This is a genomic window from Rhodoferax sp. P1_F3 (genome assembly GCF_056405715.1).
In genome coordinates this window covers 53293-77065 of sequence record NZ_JBFUBO010000016.1, presented here as the reverse complement: position 1 = coordinate 77065, position 23773 = coordinate 53293, and the positions used below count along the sequence as shown (strand labels likewise).

Annotated in this window: 24 protein-coding genes and 1 pseudogene; 14 read left to right on the top strand and 11 right to left on the bottom strand. The window is 62.8% G+C overall.

Going from position 1 to position 23773, the window contains the following annotated elements:
• On the bottom strand, window positions 1-232 hold a 232-nt coding region (locus AC1DZ5_RS20250; protein ID WP_477892397.1), incomplete at its 3' end, for a hypothetical protein.
• On the opposite strand from AC1DZ5_RS20250, the pseudogene AC1DZ5_RS20245 reads away from it, so the two are divergent.
• The 3 genes and pseudogenes from AC1DZ5_RS20245 to AC1DZ5_RS20235 all read left to right on the top strand — a co-directional run.
• Window positions 140-1045, top strand: a pseudogene (locus AC1DZ5_RS20245) (IS4 family transposase); the annotation flags it as partial. The gene AC1DZ5_RS20250 and the pseudogene AC1DZ5_RS20245 sit on opposite strands and share 93 nt — an antisense overlap.
• A gap of 365 nt (window positions 1046-1410) precedes the next feature.
• Entirely contained in the window at window positions 1411-2211 is an 801-nt protein-coding gene (locus AC1DZ5_RS20240; RefSeq protein WP_477892391.1) for a substrate-binding periplasmic protein, read from the top strand.
• A 132-nt stretch (window positions 2212-2343) separates the two neighbouring features.
• A complete protein-coding gene (locus tag AC1DZ5_RS20235) occupies window positions 2344-2478 on the top strand; it encodes a hypothetical protein (RefSeq protein WP_477892389.1) in 135 nt (44 codons plus the stop codon).
• Here the strand turns inward: AC1DZ5_RS20235 and AC1DZ5_RS20230 are convergent.
• Window positions 2475-2846, bottom strand: a complete 372-nt coding sequence (locus tag AC1DZ5_RS20230) for a hypothetical protein (protein WP_477892387.1) — start codon at window positions 2844-2846, stop codon at window positions 2475-2477. The genes AC1DZ5_RS20235 and AC1DZ5_RS20230 overlap by 4 nt on opposite strands.
• Window positions 2847-3025: 179 nt before the next feature.
• On the opposite strand from AC1DZ5_RS20230, the gene AC1DZ5_RS20225 reads away from it, so the two are divergent.
• From AC1DZ5_RS20225 to AC1DZ5_RS20200, 6 genes are all read left to right on the top strand, one after another.
• The gene (locus AC1DZ5_RS20225; protein ID WP_477892395.1) at window positions 3026-3352 is read left to right on the top strand and encodes a Ku protein; all 327 of its coding nucleotides are present in this window, start codon (window positions 3026-3028) and stop codon (window positions 3350-3352) included.
• Window positions 3353-3438: 86 nt separating this feature from the next.
• Window positions 3439-3858, top strand: a complete 420-nt coding sequence (locus tag AC1DZ5_RS20220; RefSeq protein WP_477892385.1) for a Ku family protein — start codon at window positions 3439-3441, stop codon at window positions 3856-3858.
• Window positions 3859-3910: 52 nt separating this feature from the next.
• A complete protein-coding gene (locus AC1DZ5_RS20215) occupies window positions 3911-5341 on the top strand; it encodes a sensor domain-containing diguanylate cyclase (protein ID WP_477892383.1) in 1431 nt (476 codons plus the stop codon).
• Between the two features lie 88 nt (window positions 5342-5429).
• Complete coding sequence (locus AC1DZ5_RS20210; protein ID WP_477892381.1) at window positions 5430-6137, top strand: P-loop NTPase family protein; 708 nt, start codon at window positions 5430-5432, stop codon at window positions 6135-6137.
• Between the two features lie 35 nt (window positions 6138-6172).
• On the top strand, window positions 6173-6598 hold the full coding sequence (locus AC1DZ5_RS20205; RefSeq protein ID WP_310338206.1) for a VOC family protein: 426 nt from the start codon (window positions 6173-6175) through the stop codon (window positions 6596-6598).
• 25 nt (window positions 6599-6623) lie between these two features.
• Entirely contained in the window at window positions 6624-7835 is a 1212-nt protein-coding gene (locus tag AC1DZ5_RS20200; protein ID WP_477892378.1) for an EAL domain-containing protein, read from the top strand.
• On the opposite strand, the gene AC1DZ5_RS20195 is transcribed toward AC1DZ5_RS20200, so the two are convergent.
• A complete protein-coding gene (locus tag AC1DZ5_RS20195) occupies window positions 7828-8562 on the bottom strand; it encodes a substrate-binding periplasmic protein (protein WP_477892376.1) in 735 nt (244 codons plus the stop codon). The two genes, AC1DZ5_RS20200 and AC1DZ5_RS20195, sit on opposite strands and share 8 nt — an antisense overlap.
• Before the next feature lie 77 nt (window positions 8563-8639).
• On the opposite strand from AC1DZ5_RS20195, the gene AC1DZ5_RS20190 reads away from it, so the two are divergent.
• The 3 genes from AC1DZ5_RS20190 to AC1DZ5_RS20180 all read left to right on the top strand — a co-directional run bounded on the left by AC1DZ5_RS20190 (window position 8640) and on the right by AC1DZ5_RS20180 (window position 12894).
• Window positions 8640-11357: a circularly permuted type 2 ATP-grasp protein gene (locus tag AC1DZ5_RS20190; RefSeq protein ID WP_477892393.1), complete on the top strand. Its 2718-nt coding sequence runs from the start codon at window positions 8640-8642 to the stop codon at window positions 11355-11357.
• Complete coding sequence (locus AC1DZ5_RS20185; RefSeq protein WP_477892374.1) at window positions 11357-12370, top strand: transglutaminase family protein; 1014 nt, start codon at window positions 11357-11359, stop codon at window positions 12368-12370. The genes AC1DZ5_RS20190 and AC1DZ5_RS20185 overlap by 1 nt, the downstream gene beginning before the upstream one ends.
• Before the next feature lie 65 nt (window positions 12371-12435).
• Window positions 12436-12894 (top strand): RidA family protein, encoded by a 459-nt coding sequence (locus AC1DZ5_RS20180; RefSeq protein ID WP_310338198.1) that lies wholly within the window; start codon window positions 12436-12438, stop codon window positions 12892-12894.
• A gap of 9 nt (window positions 12895-12903) precedes the next feature.
• On the opposite strand, the gene AC1DZ5_RS20175 is transcribed toward AC1DZ5_RS20180, so the two are convergent.
• From AC1DZ5_RS20175 to AC1DZ5_RS20150, 6 genes are all read right to left on the bottom strand, one after another.
• A complete protein-coding gene (locus tag AC1DZ5_RS20175; protein ID WP_477892371.1) occupies window positions 12904-14487 on the bottom strand; it encodes a methyl-accepting chemotaxis protein in 1584 nt (527 codons plus the stop codon).
• Window positions 14488-14570: 83 nt separating this feature from the next.
• A complete protein-coding gene (gene folK / locus AC1DZ5_RS20170; RefSeq protein WP_477892369.1) occupies window positions 14571-15041 on the bottom strand; it encodes a 2-amino-4-hydroxy-6-hydroxymethyldihydropteridine diphosphokinase in 471 nt (156 codons plus the stop codon).
• Window positions 15042-15054: 13 nt separating this feature from the next.
• A complete protein-coding gene (gene pcnB / locus AC1DZ5_RS20165; RefSeq protein WP_477892367.1) occupies window positions 15055-16626 on the bottom strand; it encodes a polynucleotide adenylyltransferase PcnB in 1572 nt (523 codons plus the stop codon).
• A 30-nt stretch (window positions 16627-16656) separates the two neighbouring features.
• Complete coding sequence (locus AC1DZ5_RS20160) at window positions 16657-17343, bottom strand: HAD family hydrolase (protein ID WP_477892365.1); 687 nt, start codon at window positions 17341-17343, stop codon at window positions 16657-16659.
• Entirely contained in the window at window positions 17340-18026 is a 687-nt protein-coding gene (hda, locus tag AC1DZ5_RS20155; protein ID WP_477892364.1) for a DnaA regulatory inactivator Hda, read from the bottom strand. The genes AC1DZ5_RS20160 and hda overlap by 4 nt, the downstream gene beginning before the upstream one ends.
• A gap of 10 nt (window positions 18027-18036) precedes the next feature.
• Window positions 18037-19116, bottom strand: coding sequence for an AI-2E family transporter (locus AC1DZ5_RS20150; protein ID WP_477892362.1), 1080 nt, complete (start codon window positions 19114-19116; stop codon window positions 18037-18039).
• 132 nt (window positions 19117-19248) lie between these two features.
• Between AC1DZ5_RS20150 and purM the strand changes: the two genes are divergently transcribed.
• Window positions 19249-20298: a phosphoribosylformylglycinamidine cyclo-ligase gene (gene purM / locus AC1DZ5_RS20145; RefSeq protein ID WP_477892360.1), complete on the top strand. Its 1050-nt coding sequence runs from the start codon at window positions 19249-19251 to the stop codon at window positions 20296-20298.
• A 134-nt stretch (window positions 20299-20432) separates the two neighbouring features.
• Window positions 20433-21302: a ParA family protein gene (locus AC1DZ5_RS20140; protein ID WP_477892358.1), complete on the top strand. Its 870-nt coding sequence runs from the start codon at window positions 20433-20435 to the stop codon at window positions 21300-21302.
• 18 nt (window positions 21303-21320) lie between these two features.
• Here AC1DZ5_RS20140 and AC1DZ5_RS20135 read toward each other — a convergent pair whose 3' ends face one another.
• A complete protein-coding gene (locus AC1DZ5_RS20135) occupies window positions 21321-22175 on the bottom strand; it encodes a SirB1 family protein (RefSeq protein WP_310338176.1) in 855 nt (284 codons plus the stop codon).
• A 19-nt stretch (window positions 22176-22194) separates the two neighbouring features.
• A complete protein-coding gene (gene murJ, locus AC1DZ5_RS20130; RefSeq protein WP_477892356.1) occupies window positions 22195-23760 on the bottom strand; it encodes a murein biosynthesis integral membrane protein MurJ in 1566 nt (521 codons plus the stop codon).
• Window positions 23761-23773 lie beyond the last annotated feature (13 nt).

The window sequence follows — 23773 nt, the reverse complement described above, 5'->3', positions numbered from 1 at the left end:
CAGTAGTGTCCCAACGTTTGCACATCAGGACGTCGTAAGTTAATGATTTGCTTGAAGAATTTGGTGATTGAATCTGGTCTCGATTTAAACGTCGAACGCCAGACTGGCGGTTTTTTGCGGCTTTGCGCCCAAGACCACCATGCACCAAGGCAAGCTCGTATTTGCGCAACTCATGGTCTATCTGCCACTGAGCACGTTTCGCCGATGCGTGGCCGATCACCGGGGCGAACACAAGGTCAAGGACTTCTCTTGCCTGGATCAGTTCTTCGCCATGGCCTTCGCCCAGTTGACCTACCGCGAGTCCTTGCGCGACATCGAAGTCAACCTGCGTGCTCAGACCAGGCGGCTGTACCACATGGGGTTTCGTTGCCAGACGATTTCGCGCAACACGCTGGCCAATGCAAACGCCACGCGCCCGTGGCAGATCTATGCAGACTTTGCCCAACATCTGATTGGCATAGCGCGGCCTCTGTATGCCAAGGAACCGTTCGGCGTGGAACTCGACGCGGCGGTTTACGCCTTCGACGCCAGCACCATCGACCTGTGTCTGTCGGTGTTCGCGTGGGCACCATTTCGCTCGACCAAGGCCGCCATCAAGTTGCATACCTTGCTCGATTTGAGAGGAAACATCCCCAGCTTCATTCACATCACAGACGGCAAAACGCACGAGGTCAATGTCTTGGACGACCTGGTGCTGGAGCCGGGAGCCTTCTATCTGATGGATCGGGGTTATCTGGATTTTGCCCGGCTGTTTGTCATTCACGAGGCGCAAGCCTTCTTTGTGACCCGCGCCAAGAGCAATACCAAATTCAAACGGCGCTACTCGCACCCGGTGGACCGGATCAATACGACGGTGATCTGCGATCAGACCGGCGTGTTGACGACACATTATTCGAGCAAGGATTACCCCACGACCTTGCGCCGTGTGGTGGTCAAGGACGACACCGGGAAACGCTTGGCGTTTCTGACCAACAACTTCGCCTTGAAGCCGGAGTTGATTGCCGACCTGTACCGCCAGCGCTGGCAAGTGGAGGCCTGTATGAAATCCTACAGATCCTGAGTCTGTCCATGTTTGAAACAATCCCTATAAATCAACTACTTACGCCACCCTCAACAAATCCAGAGTCGGATTTCGAGCCCAATCAGCTCGTTCTCCTCTGATGAACGTTGGGACACTACTGAAGTGGATACAAACAACAATTACATTTCCTTCTCTATCACCAGTGGTACCGCATTTTTGAATGCGGTACCTGGGATGAACCCCATCACGGAGATTTCATGATTGACATGTCTTGCAGAAGCCTCAATACTGTTGAGAACCGAGCAAGGGGCGGCAACGACTGAGCCCCCACGTTGGCTCGCGTTTAGTCGTGGAAGCCTTGCAGAAAACCTACAAGAATGGGGCACAACATGGTGGCTACTGAATTCACTCGCCTCGGGGGACCCAAACGCTGGGCCTGGTGGATGGGTTGGTTGGCTGTGATTCTGATGAATTGCGTCATGGTCAAGTGCCTCCAGGCGGCGGAACCAGAATTGAAATTACTCGTTGCATCTCAAGTCGCCCCAAAGATGTTTTTGGACGAAGACGGGAAGCCAACAGGCTACGTCACTCAGGTCGCCGCTGCCATTATTCGTCGTGCGGGCTACACGCCTGTGGTTGAAGCAGTACCGTGGGCGAGGGCTTACAAGTTGGCCCAGGAAGGGGAGGGAGTATTGGCCGGCCTTTCCAAAACGATTGAACGCGGAAAAATATTCAACTTTACCGACGTCGTGCTTGAGGACCGCGTCCAAGTCATAACCTTAAAGAAAGCCGATCTCAAGATATCTCAATTTTCTGACCTAAAAGGTAAGCGTGTCGGCATTCAACGTGGTTCGTCTTATGGCGAGCAGTTCGAAGCGGCACTCCCACTGTTTTACGAAGATCGAGACAATAGTGGCGATTCCCGTTTAAATAAACTTGTTGCTGAACGAATCGACGCGGCAGTACTGTCAGGTGGTAACACTGCGGTGAAATACTATTCCAAACTTGCCGGAGTTGACATGTCTCTACTGACCGTGCAAACGCCACCGTTGGTTGTTGATCTAAATTACATTGGGATTGCAAAAACTAGACCCGATCAGGCGGAAGTGATGGCAAGGCTGAATACCGCTATCGCGGCGATGCGTGCGGATGGCAGCATGGCAAAGATCGTTGCAGCATGGGAACACTGATCACCCCAATGTTGTGTACCGCACGGAAGGAATCACTGGCTTGACTTAGGGTCCAGAGGAATGAGATTTGGAAGGTCTGCACACTCCGGTGTGCGGGCTGCGATGTCCTTCCTCCACCTGACGGGTTCGACCATGAACTTCAGTTTCCGCGTTCCCCAGTCCCCGACCGACAGCATGTGCACAGTGCTGGCCTATTTCGCAGTCTGGTTCTTTGCGTCCCTGACTGCGAGCGCCTGCCTGGCCGGGGTGTCGGCCCTGTTTCGTTAATCTGCGCTCACAGCGTCGGTCAGCAGCACTACTTCCAGATCCCGCCGCGAGTGGACCCAGGAATCGCGAGTGGCGTCGCGTGCGTGCTCCCACTCCAGGTTGGAATCACCGCGCACGGTGGGCCACTCCAACGCGAGGTCGGACTCCACTTCCTCAAAGCCCCGGTCCGGGAATTTGGCGGACGCATGAATCCCGAACACATAGGCCGGCGCATAGTCGTCAAAAATCGCTCCATCATCGACATCCGGACGATTCGCAAAATGGTCACGCCAATAGGCATATTCGGCGGCCGGGTCCATCTCTTCGACGGCATAGGCGGCAGCCGTGGCACTGGGGTTGTGGTGTTCGGTCGTGTTGGCGTTGGGCATAGTCGGCTCACTTGCAAGGTTGTGAAAGAGTGCGGTTAGTGCCAGCACTGCGTGTACAGGGCTGGCGGGGAAATATTCTTTCAATGCCGCGGCGGCTTCTGTACGTCAACACACAGATATTGTCCCGCCGCCGTTTTATACCTTCCACAGCGTGAACGAAACGCCGCGGCACAGCCGTAATTCCCCATCCACATTCGGCCTTAGGACGAGCAAGGAGTTTCCATGCCACGTGCAATCCGGAAAGGCGCCATTACCTTCGGTCTGGTGCATGTACCGGTATAACCCTGTACCCCGCCTCGCAAAAGGTCGGCATCGATTTCGATTGGCTCGATAAACGCTCCATGGACCCCGTGGGCTACAAGCGAATCAACAAGCGCACCGGCAAGGAAATTCAGAGCAAGGACATCGCCAAAGGCATCCAGCAAGAGGACGGCGACTACGTGATTCTGAGCGACGACCAGATCAAGGCCGCGTACCCCAAAGTCCACGCAGACGATCGAGATTGAATCGTTTGTAGAAGCCCGCGAGATCCCGTTCACGCTGCTGGAAACGCCCTACTACCTGGAGCCCATAGGCCGCGGGTGCAGCCCTGGTGCTCAACACCATCCGCTGGGCCAACGAGATTCGGCCTCTGGACGATCTCCAACTGCCCGCACAGGGCAAGACTGCGGCAGGCCTGAAACCGGCGGAGCTGAAGATGGCTGCGCAGCGCATCAGTGAAATGACCCACCCATGGAAGTCCAGGGACTACAGTAACCAGTTCAGCAACGCCATCCAGGAACTGGTGCGAAAAAAGGTAGCCGCCGGTGAAACCGAAAGCGTCACCCCGCTGGAGAATGCCCCAGACGCTATAGCCTCCAATGTGGTCGATTTGACCGAATTGCTGGCCAACAGCCTGTCCAAGCGCAAGCCGACCAGGAAAAACGGCACCAAGTCGGGGCGCTACCCCGCAATGCCGTCAGGAAATACTGTCAGGAATGTCCTATCGACGAGGGAGGGGCAGACGGTTTAACATACCTGAACCGTTGGAGCAGCGCAAAAAGCTGCACATTAGAGATAGAAGCATGCAAGTAGACCTGACAGACGAGCGCTGGGCTTTTCTTTCCACCAAGCCCGCTGGCCGCCGCGAAAACCAGTACGCGCTGTTTGCCGTGCTGGCGTCGGCCCTCTTTTTCTTCTGTGCCGTACCGTATGCCAAAACGCCACTGGCCCAGTTTCCTGCGTTCATCCCCGTTTATGTATCCTGGCTGGTGATCTGCGATCTGATCACCGCGGCCCTGTTGTTTGGTCAGTTCAGTGTGTTGCGGTCCTGGGGCTTGCTGGTTCTCGCGGCGGGCTATCTGTTCACGGCCTGTATTACCGCTGCCTACGCCGTGATTTTTCCGGGCCTGTTTGCACCACCCGGCCTGTTTGGCGCCGGCCCCCAGACCACCTCGGCCATGTACATGTTCTGGCACGCGGGCTTCCCCCTGTTCGTCATGGCCTACACCCGCTTCCAAGCCAAGAGTGCAGTCCCCACCCTTCCGCTGCCCAGCACTGCGGCTCGTCAAAAGACGCGCACTGTGATTTTGTGGACCATCGGCGGGGTTCTGACTCTGGTGCTGGCCTATACCGTGTTTGCCACCACCGGCCAGGCCCATATCCCCGAATTTCTCAACGGCAACCGCACCACCGAACTGGGCCACGTCGTGCTACTGGGCATCTGGGTGATCAGCCTGGTGGCATTGGCTGTACTGTGGCAGCACAAGCCCCACACCGTGCTGGACCTGTGGCTGATGGTGGTGATGTGCGTATGGCTGTTCGACATTGCCCTGGCTGCACTGCTCAACACAGGCCGCTACGACTTGGGTTGGTATGTAGGACGGATTTACGGTCTGTTGGCCGCCAGCTTTTTGCTCATCGTGCTGCTCATCGAAGACGGCAAACACTACGCACGGCTGGTGCAGCTATCTGCCGCACTGAGCGCGGCCAACACGCAGCTGGTTCATTTGTCCCGGCACGACGGGCTGACCGAGCTGGCCAATCGGCGCTTCTTCGATGAGTACCTGGCCGAGCAGATTGCCGTGGCAAGCCGCTACAACAGGTCACTCGCCCTGGTCATGTGCGATGTGGACCAGTTCAAGGCCTACAACGACTTTTACGGCCACCAAATTGGCGATGCCTGCCTGCAGCAGGTAGCTGTGGCTATCCAGTCGTGCTGCAAACGCCCAGCCGACAAGGCCGTGCGCTACGGTGGTGAGGAATTTGCGATCATCCTGCCCGACACCGAACTGGCCGGCGCAACGCGCATTGCTGAAGCTGCGCGCGAAGCTATCTCCCGCCTGCAAATTCCCCACGAACGATCCAGCATCGGGCCGCATGTCAGCACCAGTTGCGGCGTGGCTGTGCTGATGTCGCGCGGCGTGGGCATGACCGCGCAGCAACTCATTGCCGCAGCCGACGAGCGCCTGTACCGGGCGAAAAACCTGGGTCGCAACCGCGTCGTTTGCGCCTAGGCAGATAGCTGGGGCCCCTTGTCGGCGGGACTGTCACGCGGCCTTTGCACGCAACTTGCATACTCAGGGCTTTGCAAGGAAAACACACATGCCCTCAATCAACTTCATCGGCGGCGAAAAAGGCGGGGTGGGTAAATCGGTGGTAGCCCGCGTGCTGGCGCAGTACTTCATCGACCAAGGCCGCGCTTTCACGGGCTTTGACACCGACCGCTCGCACAACTCGTTCACCCGTTTTTATGCCGACTACGCCGCCCCCGTGGTGGTGGACACCTACGAAGGCCTGGACCTGGTAGCCGGCGTGTTTGAGGACGAACCCATCGAAGGCACCTACCCCAACGTGATCGTGGACCTGGCCGCGCAAACCGCGCTGCCGCTGGCACGCTGGGTGAAAGACTCGGACCTGGTCTCGCTAATGGCCAGCCTGGGCGTCACGGTCAATTTCTGGCACGTGGCTGACGCGGGCAAAGACTCGGTGGATCTGCTGGACCGGCTGGTCGCCACCTATGGCCCCGGGCCCAACTACATCGTGGTGAAAAACCTGGGCCGCGGCACAGATTTCTCGCAGCTGCAAGACTCCGCCGCCCTCAAGAAGGCCGTGGCACTGGGCGGGCATGTGGTTTCGCTGGGCCAGCTGCACGAGGCCAGCATGCGCAAGATCGACCGGCAAAACGCCAGCTTCTGGGCCGCCATCACCCACAAGGGCGGCGAAGACAGCCTGGGAATGCTGGAACGCCAGCGTGTCAAAACCTGGCTCAAGACCACCTACGCCACACTGGACGCGCTGCCGCTGGGTTAGCATTCGAGCAAGCATTGTTTACAGGGAGCCCACCGATGTCGTTGCAGCCTTTTCACTTGGCCATTCCTGTGTATGACCTGGCCATTGCGCGCCAGTTTTATGGCGAGGTGTTTGGTTGTGCAGAGGGCCGCAGCAGCGCACAGTGGGTGGACTTCAATTTCTTTGGCCACCAGCTGGTGATCCACTTGGCGCCCAAAAACGACTCCCAAACCCACGCCCACACCAACGAGGTGGACAGCCACCATGTGCCGGTACCGCACTTTGGCGTGGTGCTGGCCTGGGACACCTGGCACGCCCTGGCCGAACGGTTAAAAAGCCGGCACACGGCCTTTGTGCTGGAGCCCGGCATCCGCTTCCAGGGCCAGGTGGGTGAACAGGCCACTATGTTTTTGCTGGACCCGTGCGGCAACGCGCTGGAGTTCAAGGCCTTCAAGGACATTGGCCAGTTGTTTGCTAAATAAGTCCCCTCACTGAACAGGCACCCCCATGGAAACTTCGATCAGTGAATTTGGCCGGGAAGTGTTTGACGCCGGTGTCACCGTGTTCAGCGTGGGCGACGCGGGCGAATCGGCGTATGTGATCGAGTCGGGCTGTGTGGAAGTGCTGGTCGGCCCCCCACCAAACCAGCAGCGCGTGGCCGTGCTGGCTCAGGGCGCCATGTTTGGCGAAGTGGCCCTGCTGGACCGCCAGGCCCGTACCGCCACGGTGCGCGCACTCATTCCCACCACCCTGATTCGCATAGACCGCACCCATGTGGAGGAACTGCTGGGCCGGGCCGACCCCGTCATTCAGTATTTGCTGCGCCTGCTGCTGGAGCGCTTTCGCAACAAAATTCAGGGGGACGCAGCGGCATCCCTGTCCACCCCGCCCGCGCTGGCCGAGCCATCGCCTCCCACCGACCTGCATGCCGCAGCCGTGCGCACGCTCTCGCTGGCGCATGACCTGTCAGACGCCATAGACCGCGGCCAGCTGGACCTGTATTACCAGCCGATTGTTCGGCTGGCCGATGGTTCACTGGCAGGGTTTGAGGCCCTGGTGCGCTGGCGCCACCCCCAGCTGGGCGTGGTGCGGCCTGATGAATTCATTCCGCTGGCCGAGAAAACCGGCCTGGTGCACCGCATTGGCCAGTGGGTGCTTAAGCGCGCCACCACCGACTGGCCGCTGTTGCGCCTGCGCTGCGCTGGCACTTCGCATGGTGCGCCGTTTGTCAGCGTCAACCTGTCGGCGCCTGAGCTCTGCAACCCCGGCATCGTGGAGAGCATTCGCGAGTGCATTGCCAGTTCGCACATTGTCGCGTCCGAGCTGCGCATCGAACTGACCGAGACCGTCATCATCAGCAGCGTGGAACTAGTCTCCAGCGCCATTGCGCAGCTGCGCACCATGGGCGTGGGCATTGCGCTAGACGACTTTGGCACCGGTTACGCCGGGCTGGACTACCTGCAGACCCTGCCCTTCACCGCCATCAAGATCGACCGGGCCTTTGTGGCACAAATGCACGACTCGGAGCGCAGCTTCCAGATCATCAAGTCGGCACTGGAGTTGTCGCGCTTGCTGGGCATTGCCACCGTGGCGGAGGGTATTGAAGACGCCAAGACGGGCGCCATGCTGGCCAGCATGGGCTGCGACTACGGCCAGGGCTACCACTACGCCCGCCCCCTGCCCCTGCAAGACCTGCTGGACGCAGGCACGCCTACATAGTCGGGCGCACTTTGCGCAGGCCAGTGTTCAGCGCGCGCAGGGCCTTCTCGCCATCCGGTGTGCGCTGAAAGCACACATACAGGTTCTTGACGTCCAGCACCTTGGGGTTGGCTTGCAGCAGATGGGCCACGCGGGTGACTTCGGGGTCGGTGCGCACCAGGTGCTGGTAGACGTGGCTGTCAATCACCACCAGGTCCACCCGGCCGGCCGCCAGCTTCAGGATGTTGCTGCGGTCGTCGGGCACCTCTTCGGCCAGCACCGTTTTTTTGGCAATGCGGGCGTCCAGCTCTTCGGTGTTCACAAAGCCACGCACCACACCAATGTGGCGCCCCTGCAAGTCGTCGTAGCTGGCCCATTTCACCGGGTTGTCGGCCCGCTCCAGAAACACCATGGTGCTGCGCCCTATGGGCTCGGAAAACAAATAGTGGCTGGCACGCTCACGCGAGTAGTAGGCGGGGAAGAAGCCGATGTAGCGTGAATTGGTCTCCACCAAACGCACAGCCCGCGACCAAGGAAAAAACTGAATCTCTACCGAAGCTCCCGTTACCTGCAGGGCATCGGCAATGGTGGCGGACACAAAGCCCAGGCCAGGCAGCGCGGCGCCCGTGTAGGGGGCCCATTCCAGGGTGGACATTTTGTAGTCAGCGGCCAGCGTTTGCGGTGCCACCCCACCCAACAGGCCCAGCCCAAGCCCGAATACCGCCAGGGTTCGCCACACAGGTGCCATAGGGTCTCCAACGTTGAGTTTCGGATTTTTTGCCAGCATCGTAGCGCCCTTTTCGGGGAATGGTCTGGGCACGGGGCTTGCATCTGCCCGGCAATGCCAAGCCCCTTGCGCTGGCATACTCTGCGCCAGTGATTTCCTCTTCTGATTCCCGCCCTGTGGACCCTGTGTCCCACTCCAACGACGTGCTGTCCAGCGCCCGCGGCAGCACGGCTGCGGCTACGCACTACGACGAACTGCGCGGCAACACCACGCCCAAAGCCAACAACCCGGCCTCTGCCCCGCCTGAAAGCGCTACGAATTCAATAGCTGCTGGCGCAGAATTCACGGGGGCTTGGAGCCAATTCTTTGAAAATCTGGAAACCCAGAGCGGCACCGACATGGATGCCCGCGCGGCCAGTCTGCAGCGCCAGATCCGCGACAACGGCGTGACCTACAACGTCTACGCCGATGCCGAGGGCCCACAGCGCCCCTGGTCGCTGGACCTGTTCCCGCTGGTGGTGGATGCGCCCAGCTGGCAGCACATCGAAGCCGGCGTGCAGCAGCGCATGCGCCTGCTAGAGGCCGTGATGGCCGATGTCTACGGCCCCCAAACCTACCTCGCCAAGGGCCTGCTGCCCCCCGCTTTGGTGCATGGCCACCCGGGCTACCTGCGCCCCATGGCCGGCGTGCGCCCGGTGGGTGGGCGCCACCTGCATGTGGCGGCGTTTGACCTGGCCCATGGGCCCGATGGCAATTGGTGGGTGGTGGGGCAGCGCAGCCAGGCGCCCAGTGGCCTGGGCTACCTGCTGGAGAACCGGCTGGCCGTGTCGCGCCAGTTCCCCCAGGCCTTTCAGGCGCTAAAGGTGCAGCGCCTGGCCGGCACCTACCGCGCACTGATGGACAGCCTCAAGGCCCACTGCCCGGCGGGGGCCGATGCGCACATTGCGCTGCTGACACCCGGCCCCTACAACGAAACCTATTTCGAGCACGCCTACCTGGCCCGCTACCTGGGACTAAGCCTGGTGGAGGGCAGCGACCTCATCGTGCGCGATGAACGTCTGTTCCTGCGCACGCTGCGCGGTCTGGTGCCGGTGCACGGCCTGCTCAAGCGGGTGGACGACCAGTACCTGGACCCGCTGGAGCTGCGCCCTGACTCCACGCTGGGCGTGCCCGGCCTGCTGCAGGCCATACGCGCAGGCAATGTACTGGTGGCCAATGCGCCGGGCTCGGCGTTCCTCGAATCCCCCGCGCTGCTGGGCTTTTTGCCGGCGCTGGCCCGCCACGCGCTGGGCGAAGAACTGAGCTTGCCCGCCCTGTCCACCTGGTGGTGCGGCGAGCGCAGCGCCATGGAAGACGCCCTGGCCCGCCTGCGCGAGCACACCATCAAACCCACCTACCCTGGCTCGGCCATCCACACCAGTTTTGAGTCCGTCATCGGCCACAGCCTGGGCCAGACCGCGCTGGACGCCTGGGCCGGCCGCATCATGCGCCAGAGCGAAGACCACACGGTGCAGGCCTATATGCCGCTCTCGCAAATGCCCACCTGGCATAGCGCAGGCCCCGGCCAGCGCGGCGCCATGGTCGCGCGCTCGGTGCTGCTGCGCGTGTTTGCCGTGTCCGACGGGCAGGACGCCGCGGGGCGCCCGCACTGGCGTGTGCTGCCCGGTGGCCTGGCCCGCGTGGCCGGCACCAGCGCCGACATTGCCAGCATGCAGCGCGGCGGCAGCAGTGCCGATGTCTGGGCCCTGACCGAGGGCGAAGTCGACACCACCACTCTGCTGCCCACGGCGCTCACCCCCGCCGTGCTAGCCCAGCGCAAGCGCTTGGTCACCAGCCGCGCGGCCGAAAACCTCTACTGGCTGGGCCGCTACACCGAACGTTCCGAGAACACCCTGCGCCTGGCCCGCCTGACGCTGGAATGCCTGGGCGGTGAAAACCAGACCTCGGCGCCTTTGCTGCAATGGCTGTCGCAACAGGCGGTGGCCAACACCCTGGTGCTGCCCGGCACGCCGTCGGCCGTGCAGGCGCGCCGCGTGTTCGAGCGCACCCTGATCGCCGGCCTGGCGTCGCCCGAGGGGGCCACCAGCGTGGGTTTCAATGTGCGCGCCCTGAAGATGGCCGCTGCCACGGTGCGCGAGCGACTCTCGCAAGAGCACTGGCATACCATCGTGCGCACCGAAGAAGAGTTGTTCTCCCAATGCGCGCGCCTGGCCGCCCAGGGGGACTACACGCCCGCACAGGCCCTGCGGGTGCTGGGCGAGGTCAGTGACCAGCTAGCCGCCATCACCGGCGCCCAGACCGACCGCATGACGCGCGACGACGGCTGGCGCCTGCTCAGCATTGGCCGCCATGTGGAACGCCTGCACTTCTTGGCCAGCGCGCTGGCACGCAGTTTTGAAACTGGCGCGGTGGACACCGACGGCGGCTTTGAGGCCCTGCTCACGTTGTTTGACAGCACCATCACCTTCCACGCCCAGTACCAGCAAAGCCGCGACATTGCCGCGCTGACCGACCTGCTGGTGCTGGACCGCGACAACCCGCGCTCGCTGGCCTGGGTGGCCCACACGCTGCGTGGCCGCCTGGCCAAGCTGGCGCAAAGCCCGGCGGGTGAGCTCAGCAGCATGTCGCTGCAGGTGCCCAACCCCGACACCTGGGACCTGGCCTACCTGTGCGAAACACCTGAGGGCGAGCCCAGCGCGCCCGCCCTGCGCGCGCTGCTGGACGGCTTGAGTGACTGCGCCTTTGACGTGTCCGAGGACATCAGCACGACCTACTTCACCCACTCGGGCCAAACCAAACACAGCGTAGGCACCTGATGCTGCTGCAAGTCACCCACAACACCCGCTACGACTACCAGCCGGCCGTCGAGACGGCGCAGCACGTGGCCTACCTGCAGCCGCTGCGCCACGCCAGCCAGAACCTGCTGAGCCACAGCCTGACCATCAGGCCGCTGCCCGCGCAGCAGCGCGGCACGGTGGACGTGTATGGCAACGCGCGCTGCTTCTTCTCGCTGCAGGTGCCGCACACGGTGCTGGAGGTGAAGGCCCAAAGCCTGGTGACCACCGCAGCCCACGACCTGCCCGAAAGCGAGCAGCCCTGGGAACAGCTGCGCGACCGGCTGCGCTACCAGGCCCACACGCCGTTTGAGGCGGCCTCTGAATTCGTCTTCGCCTCGCCTTTTGTGCCGCGGCGCCAGGAGTTCTCCGGTTACGCGCGGCCCAGCTTCGTGGCAGGTGCCAGCGTGCTGGACGTGGCGGTGGACCTGATGGAGCGCATCCACGCTGATTTCATCTACGAAAGCGAAAGCACCCAGATCAACACCCCTGCCCTGCAGGCGCTGGAGCAGCGCAAGGGCGTGTGCCAGGACTTTGCCCACATCATGCTGGCCGGCCTGCGCAGCATGGGCCTGCCAGCGCGGTATGTCAGCGGCTACCTGCTGACCCAACCCGCGCCGGGGGAGGTCAAGCTGATTGGCAGCGATGCCTCGCATGCCTGGGTCAGCGTCTACGTGGGCGACCTGCCCGAAGGCCAGCGCTGGGTGGACCTGGACCCGACCAACAACCGCTGGGGCTGGAATGCGCCGGGCGTGGACTATGTGACCGTGGCCACCGGGCGCGATTTTGGCGATGTGTCGCCGCTGCGCGGCGTGATCCACGGTGGCGCCAGCCACACGCTGACTGTGGGGGTGACCGTGGAAGAAATACGCGGCGACAATAGCCGTTCCGAGCCCGCGACGGCGCCTGCACCGACCTCCAGCCAGACCCAAAGCCAAGGACAAACCCAGTCCCAGGGCGGCGGTCAGAGCCAAAGCCAGGGCGCTATCAATTAAGTAGCTGCTCACGCAATGCCTACGGGGGCTAGAAGCACTTTTTATACCTAACGACAGGAAACACCATGAGCATTTACGACAAACTCACCGCCCTGAACATCACCCTGCCGCCTGTGGCTGTGCCCGCTGCGGCCTATGTGCCTTTTGTGCAAACCGGCAACCTGGTCTTCATCAGCGGCCACATCGCCAAAAAAGACGGCAAGCCCTGGGTCGGCCAGTTGGGCAAGAACACCACCACCGAAGAAGGCAAGGCCGCCGCGCGTGCCATCGCCATCGACCTAATGGGCACACTGCACGCCGCCGTGGGCGACCTGAACCGCGTCAAGCGCATCGTCAAGGTCATGTCCCTGGTCAACTCCACCGGTGATTTCACCGAGCAGCACCTGGTGACCAACGGCTGCAGCGAACTGCTGGGTGAGGTGTTTGGTCCGCAAGTGGGCGCGCATGCGCGCAGCGCCTTTGGCGTGGCGCAAATCCCCATGGGCGCCTGCGTGGAGATTGAACTGATTGCCGAAGTGGCGTAAGCCCCAACGCTAATTCAGCAACAGCGCCGAGCCGTGGTTGGTGCCCAGGCTGGGCGCCACCTTGAACACGGCCACCGCCTGGGCCAGCTGGGCGGCCTGGTCACGCAGGCTCTCGGCGGCCGCAGCACTCTCTTCCACCAGCGCGGCGTTCTGCTGCGTCATCTGGTCCAGATTCCCAATCGACTGGTTCACCTCGGCAATGCCCGCGCTCTGCTCGCTAGAGGCCGCGGTGATTTCGCCAATCACGTCCACCACGCGGCGCACGCTTTGCACAATTTCCTGCATGGTGGCACCCGCATCGGTCACCAACTTGGTGCCCGACTCGACCTTCTCCACCGAGGTGCCAATGAGGCCCTTGATTTCTTTGGCGGCCTCCGCACTGCGCCCGGCCAATGAACGAACCTCAGACGCGACGACCGCAAAACCGCGGCCCTGCTCACCAGCCCGCGCCGCTTCCACGGCAGCGTTCAGCGCCAGGATGTTGGTCTGGAAGGCGATTCCGTCGATCACGCTGATGATGTCGGCAATCTTCTTGCTGCTGGCGTCGATCTGCTGCATGGTGCTGACCACCTGCGACACCACCTCGCCCCCGCGCTGGGCCACGTTGGAGGCATTGGCGGCCAGCGTGGCGGCTTGGTGGGCGTTGTCTGAGCTCATGCGCACGGCGTGCGTCAGGCTGTCCATGCTGGACGCGGTCGACGCCAGGTTGCTCGAGGTCTGTTCAGTGCGCTGGGCCAGGTCATTGTTACCCGTGGCAATCTCGCTGCTGGCGGTGGCAATGCTGTCGGTGCTGTGGCGGACCTGCGAGACCATCAGCCCCAGCGAGCGGTTCATGGCAGCCAGCGAGCGCATCAGGTCGCCAAATTCGTCCGCCCGGGTTTCGTCCACATGGCCGCTCAAGTCGCCCTCGGCAATACGGGCGGCCAGGTCGTTGGCCTGCAGCAGGGGCTTCTTGATCGAGCGGATCAGGAAGCCCGCGCCCACCAAAATACCGCCAATCAGCACCACCAGGCCCAGGCTGGACATGAGGATGAGCTTGCGCCCTTCGGACTCAAAATTGTCGCGCAGGGCATCGTTGGCACTGTCCTGCATGGCCACAAAGTCCTGGTGCGCCTTTTGCAGCGCCAGCACAGCGGGGCGGTACTGGGTCTCCACAAAGGCGCCCATCTCAGCGGGTTTGGTCACTTTCAGCAGCGCCGTCTGGTTGGTCAAGTCGGCCAGTTGCTTGCGCAGCTCCACAATTTTGGCCAACTGTGCCTTGTCGGCCTCGGTCGGGTCGGCCGCCTCAATGGCCTTCTGCAACTCGTCAATTTTGGTATTGCCCTGGGCGATTTCCTCGCGAAAGGCTTTCGCCACACCGGGGTCTACCGACACCACCACGGCATAGGCGCGCGTGGCATTCACGTCCACCAGCGCCGCCCACTGGTTGGCCGCCTTGATCTGGGCGACCATGGCGGCATTCACCATGCCATAGGCTTCGCGGGATTTGCGGGACTGCAGGGCGGTGAACGCGATGATGGCGGCCAACAGCAGCACCATCACCCCCATGGCCGACCACAGCTTGGTGGCCAAACGCAGTCGGTCAAAACGCATTCCAATCTCCTTTAATTATTCTGTAATTTAACCACGGCAGCCGCGGCCACAGAAAGGAGAAATAACGGGATTTACCCTGCCCCCTACGGGGCCAGGCGCCACAACGCTTGGTCGTGGACGCGGGCCAGGGCCTGGGCTTCAACCAGCACGGGCGCCACGTCCGCCAACGGCCGCAGCACAAAGGCCCGCTCCTGCATGCGCGGGTGCGGCACGGTCAATGTGGGGCTGTCAATGGTTGCGCTGCCGTACAGCAGCAGGTCCAGGTCCAGCGTGCGCGGTGCATTGCGGTAGGGGCGCTCGCGCCCGGCCTGCAACTCCAGCTGCTGCAGTGCATGCAGCAACTCGGGAGCCGTCAGGGTGGTGGACACCTCGGCTACCGCGTTCACATAGTTGGGGCCGCTGGAATCTATGGGCGCGCTGCCGTAGAACGGCGATTGGCGCGCCAGCGTGAGCTGGGGCATGGCAGCAAGATCACGCAGCGCCAGTTGCAAGGCGAACACCGGGTCCCCCAGGTTGGCCCCCAGGCCGATATAGGCCAGCACCGGAGCGCGCATGGCCCTGGCCTGCTTATTCGGCGCTGCCAGAACCCTCGCCAGCGCCCCTGGCCGCGCCAGAGCGGCGACGGCGGCGGCGTTTGCGGGGGGCATCGCCGGTGTCGGGGGCAAATTCGGCCCCCGGGGCGTCATCCCGCCCAGCGGCGGGTTTGGCGGGCGCTGCGGCAGCGTCTTTGGCAGGCGCGCGGTGTACCCGCGGTGCCTGCTTGCGTTGCTGTTGCTCGGTGCGCACCTGGTCCACCATGTCCTGGCGCAGGTCGTCATCGGCCATGCTGAACTCTTGCCACCAGTCGGCCAGCAGTTCGTCAATCTCACCCGCATCGGCGCGCAGGCGCATGAAGTCAAACGCAGCGCGGAAGCGCGGCTGCTCCACCATGCCAAACGGCGTGGCGCCCACGCGCTTCTCAAAGCGGGGCTGCATGAGCCAGATTTCGCGCATGTCGCCAGCCAGCTTGCCGCGGCCCGACACATCGCCAATGCGCGCGTTGAACACGTCCTCAATCGCGTCTTGCAGCGCGGGGTGGCTGTGCTGGCCGGTGCGGATGCGCTGAGCCCAGCCGTCGCGCACATCGGCCCAGAGCACGCAGGCCAGCAGGAAGCTGGGCGCCACGGGCTTGCCCTCGCCCACGCGGCGGTCGGTGTCCTTCAGCGCGGCGGCCACGAAGGGCTGCTCGGCGCGCTCGACCACCACGTCCAGCAACGGGTAAATGCCGCGGGCCATGCCCAGCAATTTGAGCTGCTCCACCGAGGCCAGCGCGTGGCCGGTTTGCAGCAGCTTGAGCATTTCGTCAAACAAGCGGCTTTGCGGCACGTCGTTCAACAGGCTCTGGCTCTTGATCAGCGGGCCGGAGGTTTTGGCTTCCAGCTTGAAGCCCAGCGGGCTCAATTTGGCGGCAAAGCGCACGGCGCGGATGATGCGCACCGGGTCTTCGCGGTAGCGCGTGGCGGCATCGCCAATCATGCGCAGCGTGCGGCTCTTCGCGTCTTTCAACCCATTGTGGTAGTCGACCACGATCTGTGTCTCGGGGTCGTAGTACATGGCGTTGATGGTGAAGTCACGGCGCACCGCGTCTTCTTCCTGCGGGCCCCAGACGTTGTCACGCAGCACGCGGCCGGTGCTGTCCACGGCGTGCTTCATACCAGCCAGCTCGCTCTTGCTGGTGCGCTCGTTGCCTGCCACTTGCTCGGCGGCAGCGTTGTCCAGGTAGGCACGGAAGGTGGAGACTTCGATGACTTCATGCTCACGCCCGCGGCCATAGACCACATGCACGATGCGAAAGCGCCGGCCAATGATGAAGGCGCGGCGGAACAGGCCCTTGACTTGTTCAGGTGTGGCGTTGGTGGCCACGTCAAAGTCTTTGGGACGCAAGCCAACCAGCAGGTCGCGCACGGCGCCCCCCACCACATAGGCTTCAAAACCGGCTTGCTGCAGGGTGCGCACGACGTTGATGGCGCGTTCGTCCACCAGGTTGGGGTCAATACCGTGGACAGCGGCGGGGACTTCCACGCGTTTGCCGAACTGGGGCTTTTTACTGGCGGCAGACGGGCTCTTGCCCAGCAATTTGTCGATGAATTTCTTGATCAAGAGAAGGTTCCAAGCGGTCAGGGCCGCGGGTCAGGGAAAGAGGTCAAGTATGCGCCATCCGCGCTCTTGGGCCAGGGCGCGCAGCCGCGCGTCGGGGTTGGTAGCCACCGCCACATTGGCTTTGTCCATCAAGGGCACGTCGTTGATGGAGTCGGAATAAAAGGTGGTGTGCACGGTATCCCAGCCCAGATCCCGGTCGCTGAGCCACTGGTCCACGCGCGTGACCTTGCCTTCGCGGAAGGACGGCACGCCAGCAATCTCGCCGGTGTACCAGCCGGTGCCGCCGGGCGTATCGTCTGTCACCAGATCCACGGCAATCAGGTCTTCCACGCCAAAGGCCGTCGCAATCGGGCGGGTCACAAAGGCATTGGTGGCGGTCACGATGATCACCGTGTCGCCCGCGGCCTGGTGGTCCTGCACCAGCTTCAGGGCTTGGGGTTGGATGGATTTTTGGATCACAGCCCGCATGAAATCTGCGTGAGCAGCTATCGATTTTGCAGCACCCTGTTTGACAACGGCCGCTGTGGCAAACCGGCAGTAGGCATGGATGTCCAGCGTCCCGGCCTTGTAGTGCTCGTAGAACGCGTGGTTTTGCTGCTGGAAGCTGGCAGCGTCCGTCCACCCCAGCGCGGTCGTGAACTCGCCCCAGGCGAAGTCCGAATCCAGCGGGATCAGGGTGTGGTCCAAATCAAAAAGGGCAATGTTTTTCAGGGTCATTGGTTGTCCAGCATGGCTTTGATCATCGGAATGGTGATGGCACGCTGGGTTTGCAGCGCGTAGCCGTCCATCAGTTCCAGCAGCTCCATCAGGCTGCCCAGGTCACGGCTGAAGCGATTGAGCATGAAATCCATCACCTCGTCGCTCAAAAACACGCCGCGCGCGTCCGCCGCCTGGCGCAGCACCGAGCGGCGCTCGGGTTCGCTCAGCAAATGCAGGCCAAATACATGGCCCCAACCCAGGCGGGTGCGCAAGTCGTCGCGCAGCTTCAGCTCCACCGGGGCCAACTCACCCGCTGCCAGCACCGGGCGCTGGTGGGTCTGGGCGTTCACAAACCAGTTGAAAGCCATGTGCTGCTGCTCGGCGGTGTACAGGTGCACATCGTCCATCAGCACCGCTGCCCAGTTGTCTTCAAATTCGGCAGGCTCCAGCACCGTGGCGTCCATCCAGCCCACGCGGGCGCCCTGCTCGCGCAGCGCCTCGCGCGCAGCTTTGAGCAAATGGCTTTTGCCACTGCCCTCGGGGCCCCAGAAATAGGTGGGCACGGGCGAGCGGTTGTGCGCACTGCCTTTGGCACCAATCCAGAGTTCCAAGTGCTTGAGCGCCGCCTCGTTGGGGCCGGCAAAGAAATTGGCTACCGTCGGCCCGGCGGACAGGCCGATGTCCAACGCGATCTGTTGCATTACCAAGGCTTTATCCCAGATAGAGGCGGCTGGTCAGATAGCCGGCACGCATGCGCCGCACAGCCACCAACAGCACGGCGCTGGCCGGCAGTGCAATCAGCACGCCCACAAAGCCAAACAACTGCCCAAACGCCAACAGCGCAAAAATGACAGCCAGCGGGTGCAGCCCAATGCGCTCGCCCACCAGGCGCGGCGTCAAATACAGGCTTTCCACCATTTGGCCCACGCCATAGACCACGGCCACCATGACCAAGGGGTAGACCAGCCCGCCGCTGGAAAACTCTAGCAACCCGGCAAACGTGGCCAGTACCAGCCCCACGCCAAAACCCAGGTAAGGCACCGAAATCGCCAGCCCGGTGAAGATGCCAATCGGTAAGGCCAGGTCCAGCCCAAACAGGGCCAGGCCCACGCTGTAGGCCACGGCCAGAATCACCATCACCAGCAGCTGCCCGCGCAGGTACTGGCCCAGCACGGCGTCCGCTTCGGCCAGAAAGCTGTCCACGCCCTCGCGCAGCCGGGGCGGCACCAGGTCGCGTGCCTGGCCGACAAAACGGTCCCAGTCCATGAGCAAATAGAACAGCGCAACGGGAATCAAGATGGCATTGCCGATGATGGCAAAGGCCACGCTACCGCCCAGCTTGACCGAGGCCAACACCGAGCCCAACGCATCTTCCACGTTGGCGTTGAGGTACTTCATGACAAAGCCCTTGATGCTGGCCACGTCCAGCGAGACACGGATACCCCACTGCGCCAGCCAGGGCTTGACGGTGGTGTTCACGCTGTCCAGCAGTATGGGGAATTGCTCGCGCATCAGCGGCAGTTCTTTGGCGAAGATGGGTACGATGAGCAGCAACACACTGAACAAAACCACCACGAACAGCAGTTCCACCACCACCACGGCGGCCAGCCGCGGGACGCGGCCTCGCCCGACATCGTCCAGCCAATCCACCAACGGGGTCAGCGCATAGGCCAGCACCGCAGCCACCACAAAGGGCGCCAGCACCGGGGCCAGCAGCCACAGCGCAAGCACCACCAGGCCGGCAATCAGGGACCAGGCGGCGAATCTTTTTTGGGCGGGGGTGAATTGCATGGAGTGAGGTGAACCCTTAAAACGCAGTTTCAGCAAACACTGACGATTCCCGGAAGGGGTTGTCCAGTCGAAGCTAAAATCTGGGCAAATTCTATCGGGGTCTGCCTCTGTTCTGCCCCAAAGCCACTTCCCATGACCCAATCTGCTTCCCCTACCCCCCTTTCCTACAAAGACGCCGGTGTCGATATCGTTGCCGGCGACGCGCTGGTTGAGCGCATCAAGCCCCTGGCCAAGAAGACCATGCGCGAGGGGGTGTTGGCCGGAATCGGCGGTTTTGGCGCCCTGTTTGAAGTGCCCAAGCGTTACAAGGAACCCGTGCTGGTGAGCGGCACCGATGGCGTGGGCACCAAGCTCAAGCTGGCCTTTGAATGGAATATGCACGACACCGTGGGCATCGACCTGGTGGCCATGAGCGTCAACGACGTACTGGTACAAGGCGCCGAGCCGCTGTTCTTTCTGGACTACTTTGCCTGCGGCAAGCTGGACATTGACACAGCAGCTGCCGTGGTCGGCGGCATTGCCAAGGGCTGCGAGCTGTCGGGCTGTGCGCTGATCGGTGGCGAAACCGCGGAAATGCCCGGCATGTACCCCGCCGGCGAATACGACCTGGCCGGCTTTGCCGTCGGTGCGGTCGAAAAATCGAAAATTTTGACGGGCGCCGACGTGAAACCCGGTGACGTGGTGCTGGGCCTGGCTTCCAGCGGCGTGCATTCCAACGGTTTCAGCCTGGTGCGCAAGTGCATCGAACGCTCCGAAGCAGCTGGCACGGTGCCCGCCACCCTGGACGGCAAGCCCTTCAAACAAGCCCTGATGGAACCCACCCGCCTGTACGTGTTGAACGTGCTGGCCGCGCTGGCCGCCCACCCGATCAAGGCCCTGGCCCACATCACCGGCGGTGGCCTGCTGGAGAACATACCCCGCGTGCTGCCCGAAGGCACGGCCGCCCACCTGAAGAAGGGCAGCTGGCCCCAAACCGAGCTGTTTGCCTGGCTGCAGGCCACGGCCGGCATTGACGACATCGAGATGAACCGCACCTTCAACAACGGCATCGGCATGGTGGTGGTGGTGGGCGCGGCAAACGCCGAAGCCACCGCAGCCACGCTGCGCGCCAGCGGTGAAGCGGTGTACACCATTGGCGTGATTGCCGCCCAAGGTGCAGGCGCGCAAGTCGTCGTAGCCTGACCGGCAGACCGGGGTCTGTTGCCCCGGCGCCACCCCGTGCTAGTAAATTTATAGCTGCCCGCGCAAGCACCATCTGGACTTTTGGCACTTTTTGCCCCAAACTTTGTGCTTCGTTGGTTACCACACGGAGCAGCATGCCGGTTATCGCAATCGTCAACCGCAAGGGCGGAAGTGGGAAAAGCACTCTAGCTACGCATTTGGCCGCCTGGCTGGCGCACCAGGGCGTGGCAGTCATGCTGGGCGATGTGGACCGCCAGCAAAGCACCCGCGCCTGGCTCAAGCGACGCGCCCCCGCCCTGCCCGCCATCGCTCCCTGGGCCCTGGACCAAAAAAATGTGTTGAAGGTACCCCCGGGGGTTACCCACGTGGTGCTGGACACACCCGGCGGCATGCACGGCTTTGAACTGGCGCGCATCGTCATGTCAGCCGATGCCATCGTGATGCCGGTGTGCAATTCCATGTTTGACCGTGAATCCGCCGCCGCCTGCCTGGCCGAACTGGCCGCTATGCCCCGGGTCGCCTCAGGCCGCTGCGCCCTGGGCGTGGTGGGCATGCGGCTGGACGCCCGCACCAAAGGTGCCGAGACGCTGCGCGCCTGGACCGAGGCACAGTCGGTACCGTTTTTGGGGGTGTTGCGGGAAACCCAGGGCTATGTGCGCAGCCTGGAAAACGGCCAGACGCTGTTCGACCTGCCCGCCTCCGGCCAAGCAACCGATCTGGCCCAGTGGGCAGCGGTTCTGGAATGGCTACAACCGGTGATGCGCTTGCAGCCACCAGCCCCCGCGCCGGAGCCGGCCCAAACCCCAAGGCCTGTGGTCGGCAAGAACATCCAGGCATCCCGCGCCGCCAGCCTGATGCCCGCGCAGGAAGCGCTGGTGCATGGCAACCGCCTCTCGGTGTTTACGCCATCGCAGAAAATGGCGGGGCGGGACGATGGTTTGGAGTTGGTCAGCCCGCTGCCGCAGTACGCCAGCGCGGTGCCGCAGTTTTTGCGCCGCCACTAGTCTGGCGCGCCTGCGCGGTCAGTGCCGGATCTGCCGACGCAGCAGCTCCACCTGCTCGGCAATCGCATCCACATCCACCACGTCTTCGGCGTGTACCAGGTAGCACTCCAGATCGGCCAGCGCCTCTTCCTGGTGGCCCAGTTGGGCGTGGGCCATGCCGCGATCGCGGTACTCAGACCACGACTCGGGCAATAGCACCACCAGCCGCTCCTGCACCGCCAGCAAGCGCTGCCAGTCTTCCTGCGACTTGTAGATTTCCTTGAGGTTGCGCAGCATGCGGGCCACGATTTCGCGTGGCGTGGCGGCTTGCAAATACAGGCCCAGCGGCGCCTCAAAGTCGTCCACCAAGCCACTGCGTCGGCGATACGGCTCCAGCATCTCGGAGAGCTCTTCACGGCTCAGCGACTTGCCGCTCAGCGGGTCAATCACCGCCTGGCCCATGGGCAGGCTGACCTTCACCATGAAGTGCCCAGGAAAGCTCACACCATTGGTTGACAGGCCCAGCCCTTGCGCCAACTCCATCCACACCACGGCCAGTGAGATGGGAATGCCGCGGCGTGTGCGCAGCATCACGCTGGCAAAGCTGTTATCGGGGTCGTAGAAGTTGTTGACGTTGCCGCCAAACCCCATGTCTTGGTAGAAAAAATGGTTGAGGATGCGCAGGCGCTGCAAGGCCGAAGCGTCGGGCGCCAGGCGGCGGCGCACGCGGGCCAGCAGTTGGTCCACCTCGCCCAGCACGGTTTGCACATCGGTCTCAGGGTATTCGTCCTGCGCCAGGCTTACTGCAGCCTCAAACAGCGCGAAGTTACCGTCGCTGTGCACCAGCGCGGAGAAGTAGTCCAATGGCGTAGGTACCGACAAATCCAGTTGCATGGTTGCCCTCCGTTGCTCCCTATCGGCGCAAAAACTGCCGCACGTTCAGGCCCGCTGCCCAAACCGCCCCCAGGTAGACCCCCATGGCGCCCAGCAGCAGCATCGCCAGCCAGCCCATGCGCAGCCAAGTATGGCTGCGCAGCGCCACCCAGTCCACCAGCCCGGCAGCCCACAGCAGGTAAATCACCAACAGTGCGGCACCCGCCAGTACCTGCAGCATAAACCGGCCCCAGCCCGGCTCGGGACGGTAGCTCTTGCTGCGCAGCAGACCGATCAGTAACCACCCGGCGTTCACCATGGCGCCCAGGCTGATGGACAAAGACAGGCCGGCCTGTTTGAACACTGGTACCAGCACCAGGTTCAACAGCTGGGTGATGATGAGTACGACCACGGCAATGCGCACCGGGGTCTTGATGTCCTGCCGAGCGTAATAGCCGGGCGCCAGCACCTTGATCGCAACAATCCCCACCAGCCCCGCCCCCCATCCCATCAACGCATTCGTGGTCTGCTGCACATCCAGCTCGGAGAATGCGCCATAGTGGTAGAGCACCGCCACGATGGGCTTGGCAAAGGTCAGCAGGCCCAGTGAACAGGGCACGGCCAGCAGCACCACGATGCGCAGGCCCCAGTCCAGCAAAGACGAATACTGGTCCGCATCACCGGCAGCCTTGGCCCCGGACAGCTGCGGCATGAGCACCACACCCAGGGCCACGCCCAGCATGGCGGTAGGAAATTCCATGAGCCGGTCGGCGTAGGTGAGCCAGCTCACGCTGCCCGTGGGCAGGTGCGATGCGATCTGGGTGTTGATGACCAACGAAATTTGCGCCACGCCCACGCCCAGCAAGGCCGGCAGCATCAGGCTACCGATGCGGCGGGTTTCCGGGTCGGCCGCAGCCAGGCGAACCGCCTGCCAGGTCAGCCCGATACGGGGCAGCATGCCCAAGGACTTGAGTGCCGGAATTTGCACCGCCAGCTGCAGCACCCCGCCCAGCATCACGCCCATGGCCATGGCATAAATCGGCGGCCAACCTTGGGCTTGCAACCAGGGCGCCAACAACCAGGCCGCAGCAATCATGGCCACATTCAGCAGCACGGGCGTGGCGGCCGATACGGCAAAACGCTTCCACGTATTGAGCACGCCCGACGCCATGGCCACCAGTGACATGAAGCCGATGTAGGGGAACATGAAGCGCGTCATCACCACGGTGGCGTGGTAACCCTCGGGGTCCTTTTGCAGGCCGCTGGCCATGCCCCAGACCAGCAGCGGCGCCAGAATCACCCCGGCGGTGCACAGCAGCACTAGCGCCCAGGCCAGCAAGGTGGCGACCCGGTCCACCAGCAGGTGCGTGGCTTCCTCGCCATGCTGGGCTTTGGTGGTCGCCAGCACAGGCACAAAGGCTTGGCTGAACGCGCCCTCGCCCAGAATACGGCGGAACAGGTTGGGAATGCGGAACGCTACATTGAAGGCGTCGGTCATGGCGCTGGCGCCAAACATGGCGGCTACCAGCAGCTCGCGCACCAGTCCGGTAATGCGGGAGGCCAGTGTCCACAAGGACACGGTAGATACAGATTTGATCAAGCTCACAGGGGGAGTGTAC